Source organism: Spirosoma harenae, assembly GCF_054776975.1.
On sequence record NZ_BAAHBD010000031.1, the window covers coordinates 284,633 to 301,062 of the forward strand.

The 16,430-nt window shown below is 48.6% G+C and carries 12 protein-coding genes; 1 reads left to right on the plus strand and 11 read right to left on the minus strand.

Annotation, left to right across the window (positions count from 1 at the left end; translation table 11 throughout):
* Nucleotides 1-2: 2 nt before the first annotated feature.
* From ACYVE4_RS28885 to ACYVE4_RS28925, 9 genes are all read right to left on the minus strand, one after another.
* Nucleotides 3-1,784, minus strand: coding sequence for a sensor histidine kinase (locus ACYVE4_RS28885; protein WP_461043889.1), 1,782 nt, complete (start codon nucleotides 1,782-1,784; stop codon nucleotides 3-5).
* Between the two features lie 2 nt (nucleotides 1,785-1,786).
* Nucleotides 1,787-2,914, minus strand: coding sequence for a sensor protein KdpD (locus ACYVE4_RS28890; protein ID WP_461043890.1), 1,128 nt, complete (start codon nucleotides 2,912-2,914; stop codon nucleotides 1,787-1,789).
* Between the two features lie 48 nt (nucleotides 2,915-2,962).
* The gene (locus ACYVE4_RS28895; RefSeq protein WP_461043891.1) at nucleotides 2,963-4,111 is read right to left on the minus strand and encodes a porin; all 1,149 of its coding nucleotides are present in this window, start codon (nucleotides 4,109-4,111) and stop codon (nucleotides 2,963-2,965) included.
* A 76-nt stretch (nucleotides 4,112-4,187) separates the two neighbouring features.
* On the minus strand, nucleotides 4,188-4,751 hold the full coding sequence (locus ACYVE4_RS28900; RefSeq protein ID WP_461043892.1) for a K(+)-transporting ATPase subunit C: 564 nt from the start codon (nucleotides 4,749-4,751) through the stop codon (nucleotides 4,188-4,190).
* 51 nt (nucleotides 4,752-4,802) lie between these two features.
* Nucleotides 4,803-6,857: a potassium-transporting ATPase subunit KdpB gene (gene kdpB, locus ACYVE4_RS28905; protein ID WP_461043893.1), complete on the minus strand. Its 2,055-nt coding sequence runs from the start codon at nucleotides 6,855-6,857 to the stop codon at nucleotides 4,803-4,805.
* 48 nt (nucleotides 6,858-6,905) lie between these two features.
* Nucleotides 6,906-8,621, minus strand: a complete 1,716-nt coding sequence (kdpA, locus tag ACYVE4_RS28910) for a potassium-transporting ATPase subunit KdpA (protein ID WP_461043894.1) — start codon at nucleotides 8,619-8,621, stop codon at nucleotides 6,906-6,908.
* A 20-nt stretch (nucleotides 8,622-8,641) separates the two neighbouring features.
* Complete coding sequence (locus tag ACYVE4_RS28915) at nucleotides 8,642-8,722, minus strand: potassium-transporting ATPase subunit F (RefSeq protein WP_080054258.1); 81 nt, start codon at nucleotides 8,720-8,722, stop codon at nucleotides 8,642-8,644.
* A 307-nt stretch (nucleotides 8,723-9,029) separates the two neighbouring features.
* Nucleotides 9,030-10,430, minus strand: coding sequence for a sigma-54-dependent transcriptional regulator (locus ACYVE4_RS28920; RefSeq protein WP_461043895.1), 1,401 nt, complete (start codon nucleotides 10,428-10,430; stop codon nucleotides 9,030-9,032).
* A gap of 120 nt (nucleotides 10,431-10,550) precedes the next feature.
* Nucleotides 10,551-11,363, minus strand: coding sequence for a LytTR family transcriptional regulator DNA-binding domain-containing protein (locus ACYVE4_RS28925; protein ID WP_461043896.1), 813 nt, complete (start codon nucleotides 11,361-11,363; stop codon nucleotides 10,551-10,553).
* Nucleotides 11,364-11,541: 178 nt separating this feature from the next.
* Between ACYVE4_RS28925 and ACYVE4_RS28930 the strand changes: the two genes are divergently transcribed.
* Nucleotides 11,542-11,988, plus strand: a complete 447-nt coding sequence (locus ACYVE4_RS28930) for a response regulator (RefSeq protein ID WP_461043897.1) — start codon at nucleotides 11,542-11,544, stop codon at nucleotides 11,986-11,988.
* A 24-nt stretch (nucleotides 11,989-12,012) separates the two neighbouring features.
* Here ACYVE4_RS28930 and ACYVE4_RS28935 read toward each other — a convergent pair whose 3' ends face one another.
* Both ACYVE4_RS28935 and ACYVE4_RS28940 read right to left on the minus strand, forming a co-directional pair.
* Nucleotides 12,013-13,215, minus strand: coding sequence for an efflux RND transporter periplasmic adaptor subunit (locus ACYVE4_RS28935; RefSeq protein ID WP_461043898.1), 1,203 nt, complete (start codon nucleotides 13,213-13,215; stop codon nucleotides 12,013-12,015).
* The gene (locus ACYVE4_RS28940; RefSeq protein ID WP_461043899.1) at nucleotides 13,163-16,426 is read right to left on the minus strand and encodes an efflux RND transporter permease subunit; all 3,264 of its coding nucleotides are present in this window, start codon (nucleotides 16,424-16,426) and stop codon (nucleotides 13,163-13,165) included. The genes ACYVE4_RS28935 and ACYVE4_RS28940 overlap by 53 nt, the downstream gene beginning before the upstream one ends.
* Nucleotides 16,427-16,430 lie beyond the last annotated feature (4 nt).

Sequence of the window (16,430 nt, forward strand, 5' to 3'; positions counted from 1 at the left end):
GGCTAGGCGATTGCCAGTCGAAAATAGAACGAAGCGCCAGGAGAAATACCAGCGTGTAATCCGATCTGTCCACCCATTGACTGAATAAACTCACGGGAAATCGCCAGGCCTAGCCCCGTTCCACTAAAGGGACCATTGAGACCAGGCGCTTTGAAATAGCGGTCAAAGACTCGATCCCGGTGTTCTTCCCGAAGGCCAGGCCCATAGTCTCGAACGGTAAATTCCACCTGATCCTGCACTTGTTGGACGGAGATATCAATCGACGACTGATCCGGGCTGTGCCGGACGGCATTGGATAGGAAATTAATAAGTACCCAGGAGGCTTTGTCAGGATCAGCTTTCACAGCGGGCAAATTCGGGAATACATTCAGCTTAAACTGAATGTGCTTCTGCTCTGCTTGCGTTTTCAGCGCATTGGTGGCAACCTGTACTAAATCGGTCGGGTTAGCTGCCTGAATTTGAAGCTGAATCTGGCCCGATTCGACCTGAGCCATATTCAGCAACTCTCCAGTTAAGCGTAGTAGCCGATCTGTGTTCTCCTCAACATGCGTAACCATCTCCTGTTGTTCACTGTTCAAACTGCCCAGGCGCTTATCCGACAACAGCTTCAGGCTCATTTTGATGGCCGAAATAGGCGTTTTTAATTCATGGGATACCGTAGCAATAAAATTCGTTTTGGCAAGATCCAGTTCTTTGTAAGAAGTAATGTTAAAAAGAACAATCACGTAACCGGCATGAACCGGCTCCGTTTCGCCCGTTGGGGTTACTTCAACGGCATGAATTTCTTTGCTGTAATAACTTTCTTTTCCTTTCCCGTTAAGTCCTGGATCGTAGATTTTTAACAGCCCAGCCCCATTCTCCGGTTGGCGGAGTTCGGTAGCTGGCTGCACGCTATGCTCTGCGTGATCGACCATAATATCCTGAATCAGCGAGCGAAGCAGATCATTAGTAGTTGCTACATCAGGCGCGTAATGACCGATTAACTTTTGCCGTTCCACACCTAATAAGCGTTCGGCAACGGGATTAATGAACAAAATCTGACGGCGCTCATCCAGGCCGATGATGCCTTCACTCATAATCTCTACCAGGGTATCGACTCGTTTTTTTTCAAAGAGCAGCCTGGCCAGATTAGAGTGTTCAAATTCATATAACTTTTGCGCCATAGAATTAAAGGAGCGGGCTAGTTCGCCAAATTCATCGCTGGAGCGAACATGCAACCGTTCTTCAAAGTTGCGGCTGGTAATTTGTTTGATACCTCGGGTTAACTCCTTTATTGGACCTGCAATGTAGCTGGGAATGTTGACCACAAACGAGAAAACAACCAGAATGCAGAGGGTACCAATCGAACTCAACCAGAGCAGCGCATCGTTGGCAGTTTGCTCGGCCGTTTTACTTTTACGCACAATAGCCTGCCGATTCACATCATCAAGGGTAAACAGATGTTGGCGTATACGGTTGATCGTTGGTGTATCGGTCGCTCCTGCCCGTAACCGGTTAAATTCCCGGCGAACTGCATGGGTTGGTTGCCCTTCTCCAACTTCTGTCAGGTTGCTCTCCTGCTTTTTTAGATTTGTTTCAAAATCAGTTAGTGCATCCGGATCGTCAAGCGTTGTCAGGGCTTTCTGCATGTTGCTGACAAACTCCAGCGAAATGTAGTTGTCTTTCAGGATCGCTTTCGAATCGTTCGCCAGCAGGTTCAGATAGTATGCGCCCAAGCCTCCCAGCACCAGAATAATGCCAAACAGAAAAGCAAACGAGAGCGATACTTTGGTTTTAAGTGTCATAATCAGGAAAGAATAATCAGGTCCGTATCTGACTCGGAAAGTCTGTTAAGCAGTTGGTTAAAGGCAAATGTTCGCAGAATGATCTGCAGCAGGTTCACGTGTGGCTTGCCAATGCAGACAGTGGTGACGTTTCGTTTTTGCACTTCTTCAACAATGCAGTTTACGACATTTACCCCTTTCGTCTGGATCACTTCGGCCCCCAATTCAGTCGCCAGCTTGAAATTGTTGATCAGGTGGCGTTGAAGATCCAGCCGGATACGATCCGGATTTTCAGCTGGCGTTTGTACGTACAGAACATACCAACGGGAATTATAATAAGCGGCCAGACGGGCTGTTTTGCGAATGACACGCCGGGCCACATCCGGGTTTGAACTAATACTAGCCATAAACCGCTCCGATTTAGCCTGTAAATTAATCGGTAAACTCGTCTCAATCTTACGTTCGACTGCTGTAGCGACCTCCCGAAGAGCCAGTTCACGGAGATGCAGAATTTTTTCGGGCTGAAAAAAGTTAGTCAGCGCCGTAGCAACTTTGGACTGATCATAGATCTTACCTTCCTTGAGTCGGCTAATCAGCTCATCAGCCGTCAAGTCGATGTTCACTACTTCATCGGCCATATGCAGCACCCGATCCGGTACGCGCTCCGTCACGTCAATAGTTGTAATCTCGTGTACCTCGTCGTAGAGACTTTCGATATGCTGGATATTAACTGCCGAAATGACGTTGATACCAGCGTCCAGTATTTCCAGCACGTCCTGCCAGCGTTTTTCATTTTTTGAACCGGGAATGTTCGTATGGGCCAATTCATCGACGATGGCCAATTCGGGATGCTGGTTAATAATGGCCTGAACATCCATTTCTTCCAGTTCACGTCCTTTATAAAATAATTTTCGTCTCGGAATGATCGGCAGGCCATCAATCAGCGCATGGGTCTCGGCCCGGTTATGGGTTTCAATAAAACCAATTTTGACGTCGATGCCGCTTCGCAGGAGCACATGCGCTTCCTGAAGCATACGGAAAGATTTACCCACCCCGGCGCTCATGCCGATATAGATCTTGAACTTACCCCGGCGCGACTCCTGAATAAGTCGAAGAAACTGTTCAGCGGATTGATCACGTTCGTCAGCCATCAGTTCAATAAAGAGTTATCGTTTAAGGGTTTAGGTACTTTCTATGCATTAAAATGATATAGCCAAACTGGTTGTCAGAGATGCATTGGTTCGGCCTACGCCACTGGTCGTTTCAAAAATAGCGTCTTTACTACTATACAATTTTCCTTCTAGCCGGAAGAGTGCACTCGATAGAATAGCGTAGTCATAATTAATCGAATACCCCCATGTCTGAAATCCATTCGGGTGGTTCGCCGATGGGGTACTGGTGACAATAATGACTCCATTTTTGTCATCGTAATATTCAATGCGACCCGCTAGATAGCTTTTGGTGCTCATTGCGAGTCGGGCAATGATTACTGGCGAATACCACACATACGAACCGCTACCTACCCGGTGATTGCCGCTAGCGATGGGTTTCCGGTCCGAGCCAATATCGAAGCCCAGGATTACGCCAAATTTGCTCGTTGGATTAATGATGGCGTAGAAGTTGTTGAAGAATCGCCCTTGCTTCAGCGAATCAGGCCGGTCTGATCCAATAAATGTACTCCAGTTCAGTGTTACTTTCGAAGAAGGACGATACTGTACCTGGGTACCAACCGATGGCCCGCTGTAGCCCGGTAACTTAGCCACCCGCTGCCAGCCGTTTAGCACCGAGCCTAACAACGTCCATTTGCCGTTCGATGTGTTATAAGTCACTTTGGCGCCCGCTAGATAATAGGGTGAGTTTTCGGCCAGAATACTCCGGGTCAACGTCCAGCAATCTTTCGAGATCGCACTTTCAAAACCAATGTGCGAGGAGAAGATACCGGCATCCAGCCAAAGATCTTTCTTGCTGCTGAGTTTGACACCCGCATTGGCCTCAAAGATATTTTTCACCAAATCCTGCTCGGCGGCATAGTTGTATTGGGCATACGTACCGACCTGAATGGCCAGATTTGCCCGAACCCGCTCGCCCACATAAGCGCCTTTGATGAACGCCAGATTAACGTTTACTTCCCGATTTCGTTTGTGATTATAAAGGAAGCCGGGGCGCTCCTGCGTCGTTTTGGGCGCGGTAAAATCATGCGTATAGTAGGCTTCAATATAACCGGATAGGGTTAGTCCCGGACCAGGTGTTATGGTTGAGACAGGAACCGTTGTCGTGTCCGTAGTTTGGGCCAGTGAAGTGGTCAATACACCAGCTATGAAAGCTGATGTGGTAAAAACTGTTTTCATGTTCTTGTTTTGTTGTACTCAAGGTATTCATCATGCCTGGCGCACCTGGTAGTGCGTTCAGACCACTGGCAACAGCTTATTTAACTCGATCAAGTGCTATGTTCAGCGCTAATACGTTTACTTTGGCCGGGCCAAATACCCTCAACAGCGGTCCTTCCGTATGCTCATCCACCAACTGAGTAAGTTTCTCCGCTGATATACCCCGTACTTTAGCAATGCGAGCCACTTGTATTTTGGCTCCGGCAGGCGACAAATCCGGGTCTAATCCAGATGCCGAGGCCGTTACTAGTTCGGCAGGTATATCCGCTTTGGCCACACCTGGGTTATGAACCAGAAACGTATCGATACGCGCCTGAACGGTTTTCAAATAATCCGGGTTCGATGGGCCTTTATTTGACCCTGCTGACCCAGCTGCATTATAGTCTACAGCGGAGGGACGGCTAGTAAAATACCGATCTTCCGTGAATTTCTGGCCGATTAATTTATAGCCTACTACTTTACCATTGACGGTAACGGTTTCACCTTTCCCACCACCGGGCGCCAATTTGGCAATGCCAGTCACAACTAAAGGATAAATGACCACTAACAACACCAGCATCACAAGCGTAAGCCGAATGGCTGGTCCAATATGCGTTTTCATGAGTTTATTATTAATAACGGAGTCTTATATACGTAAGACTCAAATTTGATGTTAAACGAATAATCCGACGACTAAATCAATCAATTTGATACCAATAAACGGCGCAATGATGCCTCCCAAACCGTAGATGAATAAATTCCGACGCAACAGCGCCGAAGCACCAATAGGTTTGTATTCTACACCCCGTAGCGCCAGCGGAATCAGCATCGGAATAATGATCGCGTTAAAAATTACAGCCGACAGAATCGCTGATTCAGGCGAATGCAATCCCATAATATTGAGCGCTTGCAGTGCAGGAATCGAGAGGGTGAACAGAGCCGGTACAATGGCAAAGTACTTGGCTACGTCGTTGGCAATGGAAAAAGTTGTCAACGTACCACGTGTGATGAGCAGTTGTTTACCAATTTCAACGACTTCAATTAGTTTGGTTGGGTCGTTGTCCAGGTCTACCATGTTACCCGCTTCTTTAGCGGCCTGCGTACCTGAGTTCATGGCTACGCCCACGTCGGCCTGAGCCAGGGCAGGCGCATCGTTGGTACCGTCGCCCATCATCGCTACTAGCTTACCACCTGTCTGCTCCTTGCGGATGTATTGCATTTTATCTTCTGGTTTGGCTTCGGCAATGAAGTCATCCACGCCCGCTTTTCCGGCAATAAACTTAGCTGTCAAGGGGTTATCACCCGTAACCATAACCGTTTTTACGCCCATTTTTCTAAGGCGGTCGAAGCGTTCGGCGATACCCGGTTTGATAATATCCTGCAATTCCACAACGCCCTTAACCTCTTCGTTTTGGGTGACAACCAAAGGCGTTCCTCCATTGGCAGCAATCTCCTTGGCTTTCTTTTCCGTTTCGTCAGGGAAATTATTGCCCGCCCGTTCGACAATGGCCCGGATTGAGTCCGTTGCCCCTTTGCGAATGCGCTCACCCGTAGGTAGATCAATGCCTGACGAGCGGGTTTCGGCTGTAAACTTAATCAGCTTTGCCCCATTAGTATTCAGATTTCGGGTAACGTCAGTACCGGCTAGTTCAACAATTGATTTACCTTCCGGGGTGTCATCGGCCAATGAGCTGAGCGCTGAAATACGAACCATTTCGGGCTGCTTAATGCCCGGAGCAGGATAAAAGTTTGTGGCTTTCCGATTACCGATGGTGATTGTCCCCGTTTTATCGAGCAACAATGTATCGACGTCACCAGCCGTTTCCACAGCCCGGCCTGATTTGGCAATGACATTGGCCCGCAGAGCCCGGTCCATCCCGGCAATCCCAATAGCCGATAACAGTCCACCAATGGTAGTGGGAATCAGACAAACGAACAACGAGATCAGTGCTGCGATGGTTATGGGCGTATTGGCATAGTCGGCAAAAGGTTTGAGTGCTACGCAGACGATGATAAAAATCAGCGTAAAACCGGCTAACAGAATCGTCAGGGCAATTTCGTTCGGCGTTTTCTGACGGGTAGCTCCTTCGACCAACGCAATCATTTTATCCAGAAACGACTCACCAGGCTGGGTCGTTACCATCACTTTGATCTTGTCGGAAAGAACTTTGGTTCCACCCGTCACCGACGATTTATCGCCACCTGCTTCGCGGATCACCGGAGCCGATTCACCTGTAATTGCTGATTCGTCGATGGTAGCTAAGCCTTCAATGATTTCCCCATCGGAGGGGATGATATCGCCGGGTTCGCAGATGAATATGTCACCTTTTTTGAGCTGGGCGGATGAGATAGTCTGTAGTTCATCCAGCTTCATATTTCCGACGGGCCGAATAACTTTAGCAGGCGTTTCCTGACGCGTTTTGCGAAGCGATTCCGCCTGTGCTTTGCCACGGGCTTCGGCAATCGCTTCTGCGAAATTGGCGAATAAGACCGTAATGAGCAGAATCAGCGTAATAACGATATTGTAGGTCAATGACCCCTGTGTCGTATCGCCAGAGAAGGCGATGTAAGCCGTTACCAGCACCATGATCAAGGTGCCGATTTCGACGGTAAACATGACCGGATTTTTAATTAATACAGTCGGATTCAGTTTAATAAATGACTCCCGAATGGCTGTTCCAACGAGTTCACGTTGAAACAAACTGGGAGAAGATGATTGCTTTGCCATTTTGGTAATCGGTATGTGTGTTACACCGGGAAATCGGCATAACTACTTTTAGTTAAGTGAGAAATATTCGGCCAGCGGTCCTAGGGCTAGGGCGGGGAAGAAGGACAAGGCCGTGATAATAAAAATGACGGCAAAAATCATCAGCCCAAATGTTGCCGTATCGACAGGTAATGTTCCTGACGACTCAGGAACGTATTTCTTCCGAGCTAATAAACCTGCAATCGCCACTGGCCCAATGATGGGAATGAACCGGCCTATGATTAGTATGATGCCCGTTGAGAAGTTCCAGAAAAAGTTGTTATCGCCAAGCCCTTCAAATCCTGAACCGTTGTTGGCATTGGCCGATGTCATCTCGTAAAGCATTTCGGAGAAGCCGTGAAAACCAGGGTTATTCAGCCAAGCCGAGGGTTTTACAGCCCAAGTGGCATCACCGTACTGCATAAAAATCCAGGCTGCCAGCGCCGTACCACCCTTTACCAGGAAAGCACTTAACAGCGCCACAATCGAGGCAATCTTAATTTCGCGGGCTTCCACTTTCCGGCCGAAAAGTTCAGGCGTTCGCCCAACCATCAGGCCTGAAATGAAGACGGCAATGACCAGAAAGAAATAGAAATTGAGAAGGCCAGCCCCGACACCCCCGTAAAATGCATTGACCATCATGCCTAGTAGTTCCAGGGCACCCGACATAGCCATGGAGGAATCGTGCATCGAATTGACAGAACCGGTCGAGATAATCGTTGTGGCAATGCTCCAGTAAGCCGAAGCCAGCGGACCAAACCGAACCTCTTTGCCTTCCATGGCCCCCATTGGCTGTCCTACGCCTAACTTAGCGATCGCTGGGCTACCTCCTAATTCCGTCAACATAGCTGGAACGACCAGCAGGAGAAATCCGATGGTCATCACCCCATAAATCATCCAGGCAAACCGCTTCCGGTTGATGAAGAAACCTAGCGCGAAAATCATGGCAATCGGAATAATCATTTGAGCAATCATTTCCACCATATTGGTTAAATAATTGGGACTTTCCAGCGGATGCGCTGAGTTCGCACCAAACCAGCCACCGCCGTTGGTACCCAGGTGCTTAATGGCAATCATTCCGGCCGCTGGTCCCCGTGATACGCTTACAGTATCGCCCTGCATCGATATGATCGTATCCTTACCATCGAAACTAGCGGGAACCCCATTGACGGTCAGGATTATAGCAACCACGAGCGATCCAGGAAGCAGAAGCCGGGTAATGGATTTGATAAACAGGACATAAAAGTTTCCGACTGTCTCGGTCATCTGTGGAAGAAATGACCGAAACAGAAGCACTGCTGCCGCTATACCAGTAGCGGCCGAGACGAACATGAGAAACATCATGACGGCCAATTGGGTCAGATAGGTAGCGCCTAATTCGCCCGAGTAGTGTTGCAGGTCACAGTTGACCATGAAACTAATCGCCGTGTTAAAGGCCAGATCGGGGGTTTGCGAGGGGTTACCATCCGGATTGAGCGGTAAACTCCCCTGGAAAAGCAGTAGCAAAAACGCCAGTACGAACCAAACCATGTTGATTGTCAGCAGGGCCACGAGATTCTGTTTCCAGGTGAGGTCAGTCGTTTCATCAACGCCCCCCAGTCGGTAAATGAGTCGTTCCAGCGGCTTCATGAAGTCGAACGCATTGGGTTCGCCTTTAACTATTTTAGCAAGATACTTGCCTAGCGGAATCGCCAGCAGGACCGTCAGTCCATACATGACCAGTACGCCAATCCATTCAGTTGTCATTGTTTGAATTAAAAAATAGGTTAGAATTTTTCTGGTTTAATCAGTACGTAGAGCATGTAGGCGAAAACCAGCAAAGCGATAATGAAAACGAGTGTAATCATGGTCAGTCGTGTTTAATCAGATGTGTTCGAACCATTCAATCGCTTTGTAAAAAATGAAAAAGCAGCCAAGTGCCGAACCAATCAGAAGCAGAAGCGTACCCATAGTTTGCGAGTAATACTGTTTTAGTTTACTACACTATGCCAAAAAGTTGTCCATATTTTTCAATAGTCACCGTTTTGCCGCACAAAGTACTGACTATCAAATATTTAACATTTAGTCAAGTTGATCTTCGAAATGAGCAAAAAGAAAAAACCTTACCAAAATGGTAAGGTTTTTTCTCATTTTGATAAGGTTATCCAGTAGAAACTAGGATGAAAAAACAATAAATAAATTGGGGATGGTACAGGCCGAAATGAGAATGGTTGTTATCGTTATTAGTTGATATTGCTCGATTTTTCGATATAAAGTACTCAATCCTATACCCAGTAAACGGGCCGTTTCTGCTTTGTTGCCATTTGTAAAATTCAGGATGTGGGCAATATGCTTTTTCTCGACAGTTTCCAGATCAAATGCTGAGCTACCTAGGTTATTCGTCGATGTTTGCAGATCCAGCGGTAAGGATTCGGGTGTCAGCGTAGATCCGTCGTTTAAAATGACAGCTCGTTCGATGACGTTTCTTAGCTCCCGAATATTTCCTTTCCAACTATAACGCATCAGCACGTCTAGAAAGGCAGGACTCAAAGTCATCGGTTTTTTCCCCAGTTTAGCCGCACTAATTCGGGCAAACTGTTCGGCTAGCAAAGGAATATCTTCCCGGCGTGCCTGCAGACTGGGCAGTTCAATGGCAAAAACAGAAAGACGGTAGTACAAATCGAGCCGAAAGTGACCCTGGCTGGCTTCTTGCTCCAGATTACGGTTCGTGGCTGCCAGGATGCGTACATCAACCTGAGTAGGTTTTGTATCGCCCACGCGGGTAAACTCGTGAGTTTCCAGAACGCGCAGTAACTTCGCCTGAAGATCGAGCGGCATCTCCCCGATTTCATCTAAAAAGAGCGTTCCCTTATGCGCTTCGGCAAATAATCCCTTTTGGTCACGGTTAGCCCCTGTAAAAGCGCCGGCGCGGTGGCCAAAGAGTTCACTTTCCAATATTTCTTTACTGAGTGCCCCGCAGTTTATCGCGACAAAAGGGTTCAGTCGACGTGGGCTGCTCTGGTGAATGGCCTGCGCAAATACTTCTTTTCCCGAACCCGTTTCACCAGTCAATAGTACCGTGGTATCTGTTGCTGCAACCTTGCGAGCCAGTTCAATAGCTTGTCGGATTGCACGCGACTGACCAATTATGTTATCAAAGCTGTAGCGTTGTTGTACCTGATCTTCCAGATGCTTGATTCGCCACTGCAACTGCGCCTTTTCCATAGCCCGGTTTACCAGCGGAATCAGTTTGTCATTGTCGTCTCCTTTCGTGATGTAATCAAACGCGCCGTTTTTCATGGCCGTAACCCCATCCGCAATAGTCCCATAGGCCGTCAGAACAATGATCTCGATGGCTGGATACATTTGTTTGATCTGAGCAGTTAGCTCGATCCCATTCGCGTCGGGAAGCTTGACGTCGCAAACTACCACATGGACTTCGGCTTGCTGAAGTACGCGTAATCCGCTTCGAGCCGTGTCGGCTTCCAGGACTTTAAACTCTTCTAAACTCAGGATACGAGCCATGAGCTGCCGCAGCTTCGGTTCGTCGTCAATCAGCAAAAGGGTACCGAGCATCGATTTGAGGGAACAACTGACCGCAAATTTACGCTGAAATTAAGTCAGTAAATAAGTACCTTCGCGAACGAAGTTGTCTCTCATTCCATCCATTTCCTCCACTAAAATAGGCTCAGGGTATTATCGAACAACTTTTGGCAATGCCGCTAAATGTAGCCAGAAACGGCCAATTCGCTCAATGGTTTGCCCAAATAGTTGATCGCCAGGTGGTATCGTAATCACGGAGTTAACCTGATGCTGATACCCTTCTATAACGGATGTTTCGGTAGGCGAAACCAGCAAAATAACGGGTATCTGTTTCAGTCGTGGGTCTTGTTTCAGATGATGTAGGGTAGCCAATCGCTCCCGTATAGCGGTCCGGGCATCTACTAAAATGAATGTCGGCTGTTCAGCTTTCGGTAATGGTCGTAGCACATCCAGTAAAGGAGCGCTTAAGGAAGTTGTATAGAGTTGATAGGCTGGCCATTTGCTCCGAAAAACCTGTTCGGTTTGCTGCTTCGTTGCCTGGTCGTTTGTGATAAGAACAATCACATTAGGCGAAGGTGGTCGTACCTCCGTTACTACAGACTGTATGGCCGCTACAGCATCTGGTTGTACTCCCTGACAATCGGTTTGATTCAGATAAGGCAGTAAGGATTCGACGACCAATGACCAACGACGCCGACTTACGGGGAAACACTCACCACTGGTTAAGCGGACTTCGCCGGCCATTTTTTTACGGGGCGGCTGATGCAGACTCGTCACCGAAGTTGGGTTCACCAGAACCGTCTTATGCACCCGAACAAAATCAGGTAATTGTTCTTCCAGGTAACTGATGGGCTTAGCTAACAGTTTTTTTTCTCCATTTCGGAAATGCAGCCAGCAATAATTGTTAGCTCCTGTAAAGTAAGCAATTTGTTCAGGGTACTGGATCGCTGGTTTTATAACGCTCATTTATGGATAAAAATGGGGAAAGCTTATCTGAAGAACAATTGAGGGAATAGACTAGACTGACCAATGCGAAATTGTGAGGGAATGGCCCTCTGACCGATAAACGCATTGAAAATAGATAGGGCGAAAAACAGTCCTTGGAATCAACTAGTTAGCCTATATACTCTAACAACCCAGATCGATGAATTCTCCCTTTACCTCAAAAATAAAACTCCTGATCATTGAAGATAACGCTGATCAATGGTACGTAATTCGCTGGGCATTAAATAGCCAATTCCCTGAAGCAGAACCGGTTTGGAAAGCGAATGCAGGAGACGCTCTCGCCTATCTGGAAACTTGTCTGGAAGGTCGACAGCCTATTCCTCAGCTCATTTTACTGGATCTTTACCTGCCTGGCCGTGCGGAAGGCTATCATTTATTGGAAACGCTTAAGGATCACTATTTATACAAAGAAATCCCCATTGTTGTGATCAGTTTTTCGCATGATAGTGAGGATATTCGGGATGCATATCAGCGCTCAACTAATTCTTATGTTGTAAAACCGATTACCTATCAGGAATGGCTCGCCTTTTGTGGTTCGCTTCGGCAATACTGGGGGCAAACAACAACGTTACCCAGATTGCTCTAACTTGTAAGATTCGCTGAATTACGGCTATTGATTCACCAACTGCGTTTTAACGGTGGCTTGATCAGCTAAATCTTCGCTGGCTGTTTTCAGAACGATATCACCTGGTTTTAAATCGCCGAAAACCTGCGTTTGCCCAGCGGCATCATCTCCTTTCTGTACAGTTGTTCGTACGGCTTTTCCAGAGACTACCTTCTGGACAAATGTTCGATCTATCGTACTGATTACCGCTGATTTGGGTACGTATAAACTACCTTCTCCTGATGAATTGACAGGTAGCCGAACCGAGGCAAACATACCCGGCTTCAGTTTGCCGCCATTGTTCTGAAAATCAATTTCAACCATTTCGGAGCGGGTTTCGGGGCGTACGCTATTAGATATCCGATTGATTCGTCCTGTAAAGGTTTGAGCCGGAAAACTACGGACAGAAAACTGAACGGGTGCCCCCCGGCGAATATCACCCAAATAAGCTTCCGGAACAGCGATTCTTAAACGAAGTCGGTCAAGCTGTTTAATTTTCAGTATAGGTATGTTGTTCTGACCACCCGGCCCAACGAACGCCCCCGGCGACAGGCGACGATCGGTAATGACACCGTTAAAAGGAGCCGTTATTTTCAGGTAACTGACCAGTTGCTGTACAGAATTGTAATGTGCGTTGGCAGCCACGACGCCCAGACTGTCGGAAATAGCTTTCGTGCGAGATGTCTCCAGATCGACGGGAGAAATGGCTCCGGCAGTCCGGCTCGTTCGTAGTACGCGCAGGAAGGTGCCTTTGCTAGATCCATAAACAGCTTCGGCGGCTTTCACTTTTGAATAGGCTTCGGTCAGATTCGCGGTTAGCTCAGGGGCCTCCAGCTCGGCCAGTATCTGCCCTTTACGCACCTGATCACCAATATCGGCGTGTAGAGCTTTAACGTAGCTACTGACGCGGGGATAAAGGTCTGTTTCGTAATAACTTTCCAGTTCGCCCGGCAGATTCAGCTCAGAGGTTGGGCGGGATGCCGTTACGCGGATGGCCTCGTACTGAATTTCTTCATCAACTGGCGTTTTGGCCATCTCACTTTTTTCAGCCGATGAGTTGCCACACTGACTTAGCAGAAAACTCATACCTACTAAGAAAGTTACCTGAATACTGGATCGGAAAGCAGAATAGAGATGCATGATCTTGAGTGTCTGATTAATAGGTAAGTGTGGTTTCGGATGATTCGGCAAGCGCAGCAGAATGGCCATCGTAAACCGTACTGGTCGGATCGTCTGGATCGAGTGAGGGCGAATCGAATGTTGTTTTGCGTTGCACAGCCGAAAAGACGACGGGTAAAATCAGCAGAGCAGCTACCGTAGAAAAAAATAATCCGCCAATCACGGCCCGGCCCAGTGGAGCGGTTTGCTCTCCCGATTCGCCAAGGCCACTCGCCATGGGAATCATCCCGGCAATCATCGCAAGTGCCGTCATTAAAATGGGGCGCAGTCGAGCCGCACCCGCCACCCGTGCAGCCGCTCGGGCATCCCGATAACGGAGCCGCAGGGTTTCAGCATTCGTCACCAGCAACAACGCGTTGGCTACCGAAACCCCCACCGACATAATAATGCCCATGTAGGATTGCAGATTCAGCGTTTGCCCCGTAATTAATAAGAGCGTGAGCGCACCTGCCAGTACAGCCGGTATGCTGACCAACACCACACTCGCCACTTTAAACGATTGATAATTAGCCGCCAGTAGCAAAAAGATGACCACGATGGCTAGTCCTAATCCAACCTGTAAACTACTAAGTGTTTCCTGAAGCAGTTGAGCCAGCCCTCGTAGTTCAACCACGGAACCTTTGGGCGGATCGCCAGCAGCTTTGATAGCCGCTTGTACATCGCGTGTAGCGGCACCCAGGTCCCGATTATTGATGTTGGCTGACACCGTAATGATTCGCCGGGGGCCGATGCGATCATACTGACCCGGAACGGTGGTTGGCGTAATGGTTGCTACATCGCCGAGGGTTGGGCGTAGCTGTCCTTTTATTAGCGGGATCGCCTGAATGTCTGCAACCGACTTCATTTGATCCTGTTCCAGCTGAATCTGCACCTGATACGCGAACCCTTTCGACTGATCAAGCCATAGGTTTTTGGCAGTAAATCGACTCGACGAGGTAGCAGCCACCAGCGATTTGGAAATTTCATCCGTACTTAATCCCAGTTGAGCCGCCCGTTCACGATCTACCTGGATCGTCACCGTCGGATAGCTAAGTGGCTGATTTATACGCATGTCGCGTAAGTAAGGAATTTCGCGCAGCCGCGTTAGCAACCGGTTAGCATAATGTTGTCCCTCTATGAGATCTTTACCGCCCACTAAAATTTCAATGGGTGTTTGCGCGCCCTGGCTCATGATCTTGTCAGTCAGATCGATTGGCTCGAACGAAAGTCGGACGTTGGGCATTTTCCGGCGAACCCGCTGGCGAATCTGTTCCTTCAGCGCATCCAGCGACTCGACTTTGTATTCGTTGGAAAGATTGATCTGAAGAACGGCTTCGTGGGGGCCAGCATTGAATACATACAATGCGCTGGTGCCATAACTGGAAGGCGTCATGCCCACAAAGGCCGATGAGATCGCTATATTCTGAGGGCCAACAATATCGTTAATCTGTTTGATTACTCGTTTGGTGAGTTCTTCCGTTCGCTCAATACGCAGGCCCTGCGGTCCAACGATCCGTACCTGAAACTGGTGCGCGTGGTTTTGTCGGGGCATCATATCCTGACCGATCTGCGTGAAGCCTATCCCAATTAGAAGGGCGCAAAGCAGGGCATACACACTAATCACCAGAACGCGCCGAGCCATGAGGCCGTCGAGTAGCCGAAGGTAACCCAGCTTGAATCGTTCGAAATAGGTTACTTTTTCGGGATGACCTTCTTCATAATTTTCCTGCCGAACTTCCTGCTGATCGGCTAAATCGGGCAGAATACTCAAGTCATGCGGGCGGGCATGCTCATGATTTTTCAGCCACCAGTTCGCTACTACGGGCACAAACGTCTGAGACAGTATGTAGGAAACTATAATCGAAAAACCAACGGATAGCGATAGGGGCAAAAACATTCCACGCGGTACGCCATTCATGAGAAAAGCAGGCGCAAAAACGGCCAGAATACAGAGCGTAATCAGCAGGAGCGGAAACGACATTTCCTGACAGGCATCCAGAATAGCCCGGGCTTTGGGTTTGCCCATTTCCAGATGCTGGTGGATGTTTTCAATGACCACTGTCGCCTGGTCGACCAGAATTCCAATGGCTAAGGCAAGTCCTGACAGCGTCATAATATTAACCGTCTGACCCATTAGGTTAAGCAGTAAAATAGCACTCAGGATTGATACCGGAATGGTGAGAATGACGATCAGGGAACTGCGCCAGTCGCCCAGAAAGAGCAGTACCATCAAGCCTGTCAGAATGGCCCCTAAGCCACCCTCTACCGCCAGGCTATGTACTGCCTGCGTGACGTAGACGGACTGGTCAAATTCATAAGAAAGCTGAACATCGTCGGGCAACAAGGCTTTCATTTCGGGGAGTTTGGCTTTCAACGCATTTACCACACTCATCGTAGACGCATCAGCACTCTTGGTAACGGGAATATACACCGACCGTTTCCCATTGACCAGCGCGTAGCCCACTGTGATGTCAGTGGCGTCTTCCACCGTAGCCACATCGTGCAGAAACACAGTCGGCCCCACGCCCTTCCTCAGGGGAATGTTCATAAATTCGTCTACCTTGTTGAGCACCGTATTGCTGGGCGTCATAACGGTATAATCGCCCATTTGCACACTACCAGCGGGCGAAATCTGGTTGTTTTTCACGACCGCCTGTACAATCTCGTCGGGTGTCAGCTCGTAGCTGCGCATTCGTTCGGGATTAACTTTCACGACAACAGTACGCTCGTTTCCGCCAAATGGAGGTGGAGCTGAAGCACCCGGTATCTGGGAAAACAACGGGCGAATTCGGGTAGACGCCAAATCCTGCATTTCGCCCAGCGACGCCCGGCGACTACTAAATACTAATTGCCCCACAGGTAAGCTCGATGCATCGAACCGGACGACAGTGGGCGGTACCGTTCCCGGCGGCAGGTAGTTCATGACCCGGCTAACCTGATTGGCCACTTCGCCCGACACCTGCGCCATGTTGACATCTTCATAGAACGTACACTTGACCAGACATAGCCCTTGTATGTTTTTTACTTCCACGTTCTTAATGCCCGATACGTACAGCAACTGGTTCTGGTAACGGGTTGCAATAAAGCCCTCCATCTGGGCGGGCGTCATGCCGCCGTAGGGCTGAGCAATGTAAATTGTGGGTAGATTCAGTCGGGGGAAAATATCCACCGGAATCTGGAGCAGCGCCAGCACCGCAAACAGAACGATGCCTGCGAGTGCGACGATGACGGTAATCGGTTTGGCTAAAGCAGCTTTAATCATGACG

What these genes read in the sequence shown, in the direction of transcription:
- ACYVE4_RS28885 (WP_461043889.1), bottom strand. Translation starts at nt 1,784, where the DNA reads ATGACACTTAAAACCAAAGTATCGCTCTCGTTTGCTTTTCTGTTTGGC.
- ACYVE4_RS28890 (WP_461043890.1), bottom strand. Translation starts at nt 2,914, where the DNA reads ATGGCTGACGAACGTGATCAATCCGCTGAACAGTTTCTTCGACTTATT.
- ACYVE4_RS28895 (WP_461043891.1), bottom strand. Translation starts at nt 4,111, where the DNA reads ATGAAAACAGTTTTTACCACATCAGCTTTCATAGCTGGTGTATTGACC.
- ACYVE4_RS28900 (WP_461043892.1), bottom strand. Translation starts at nt 4,751, where the DNA reads ATGAAAACGCATATTGGACCAGCCATTCGGCTTACGCTTGTGATGCTG.
- kdpB (WP_461043893.1), bottom strand. Translation starts at nt 6,857, where the DNA reads ATGGCAAAGCAATCATCTTCTCCCAGTTTGTTTCAACGTGAACTCGTT.
- kdpA (WP_461043894.1), bottom strand. Translation starts at nt 8,621, where the DNA reads ATGACAACTGAATGGATTGGCGTACTGGTCATGTATGGACTGACGGTC.
- ACYVE4_RS28915 (WP_080054258.1), bottom strand. Translation starts at nt 8,722, where the DNA reads ATGATTACACTCGTTTTCATTATCGCTTTGCTGGTTTTCGCCTACATG.
- ACYVE4_RS28920 (WP_461043895.1), bottom strand. Translation starts at nt 10,430, where the DNA reads ATGCTCGGTACCCTTTTGCTGATTGACGACGAACCGAAGCTGCGGCAG.
- ACYVE4_RS28925 (WP_461043896.1), bottom strand. Translation starts at nt 11,363, where the DNA reads ATGAGCGTTATAAAACCAGCGATCCAGTACCCTGAACAAATTGCTTAC.
- ACYVE4_RS28930 (WP_461043897.1), top strand. Translation starts at nt 11,542, where the DNA reads ATGAATTCTCCCTTTACCTCAAAAATAAAACTCCTGATCATTGAAGAT.
- ACYVE4_RS28935 (WP_461043898.1), bottom strand. Translation starts at nt 13,215, where the DNA reads ATGGCCATTCTGCTGCGCTTGCCGAATCATCCGAAACCACACTTACCT.
- ACYVE4_RS28940 (WP_461043899.1), bottom strand. Translation starts at nt 16,426, where the DNA reads ATGATTAAAGCTGCTTTAGCCAAACCGATTACCGTCATCGTCGCACTC.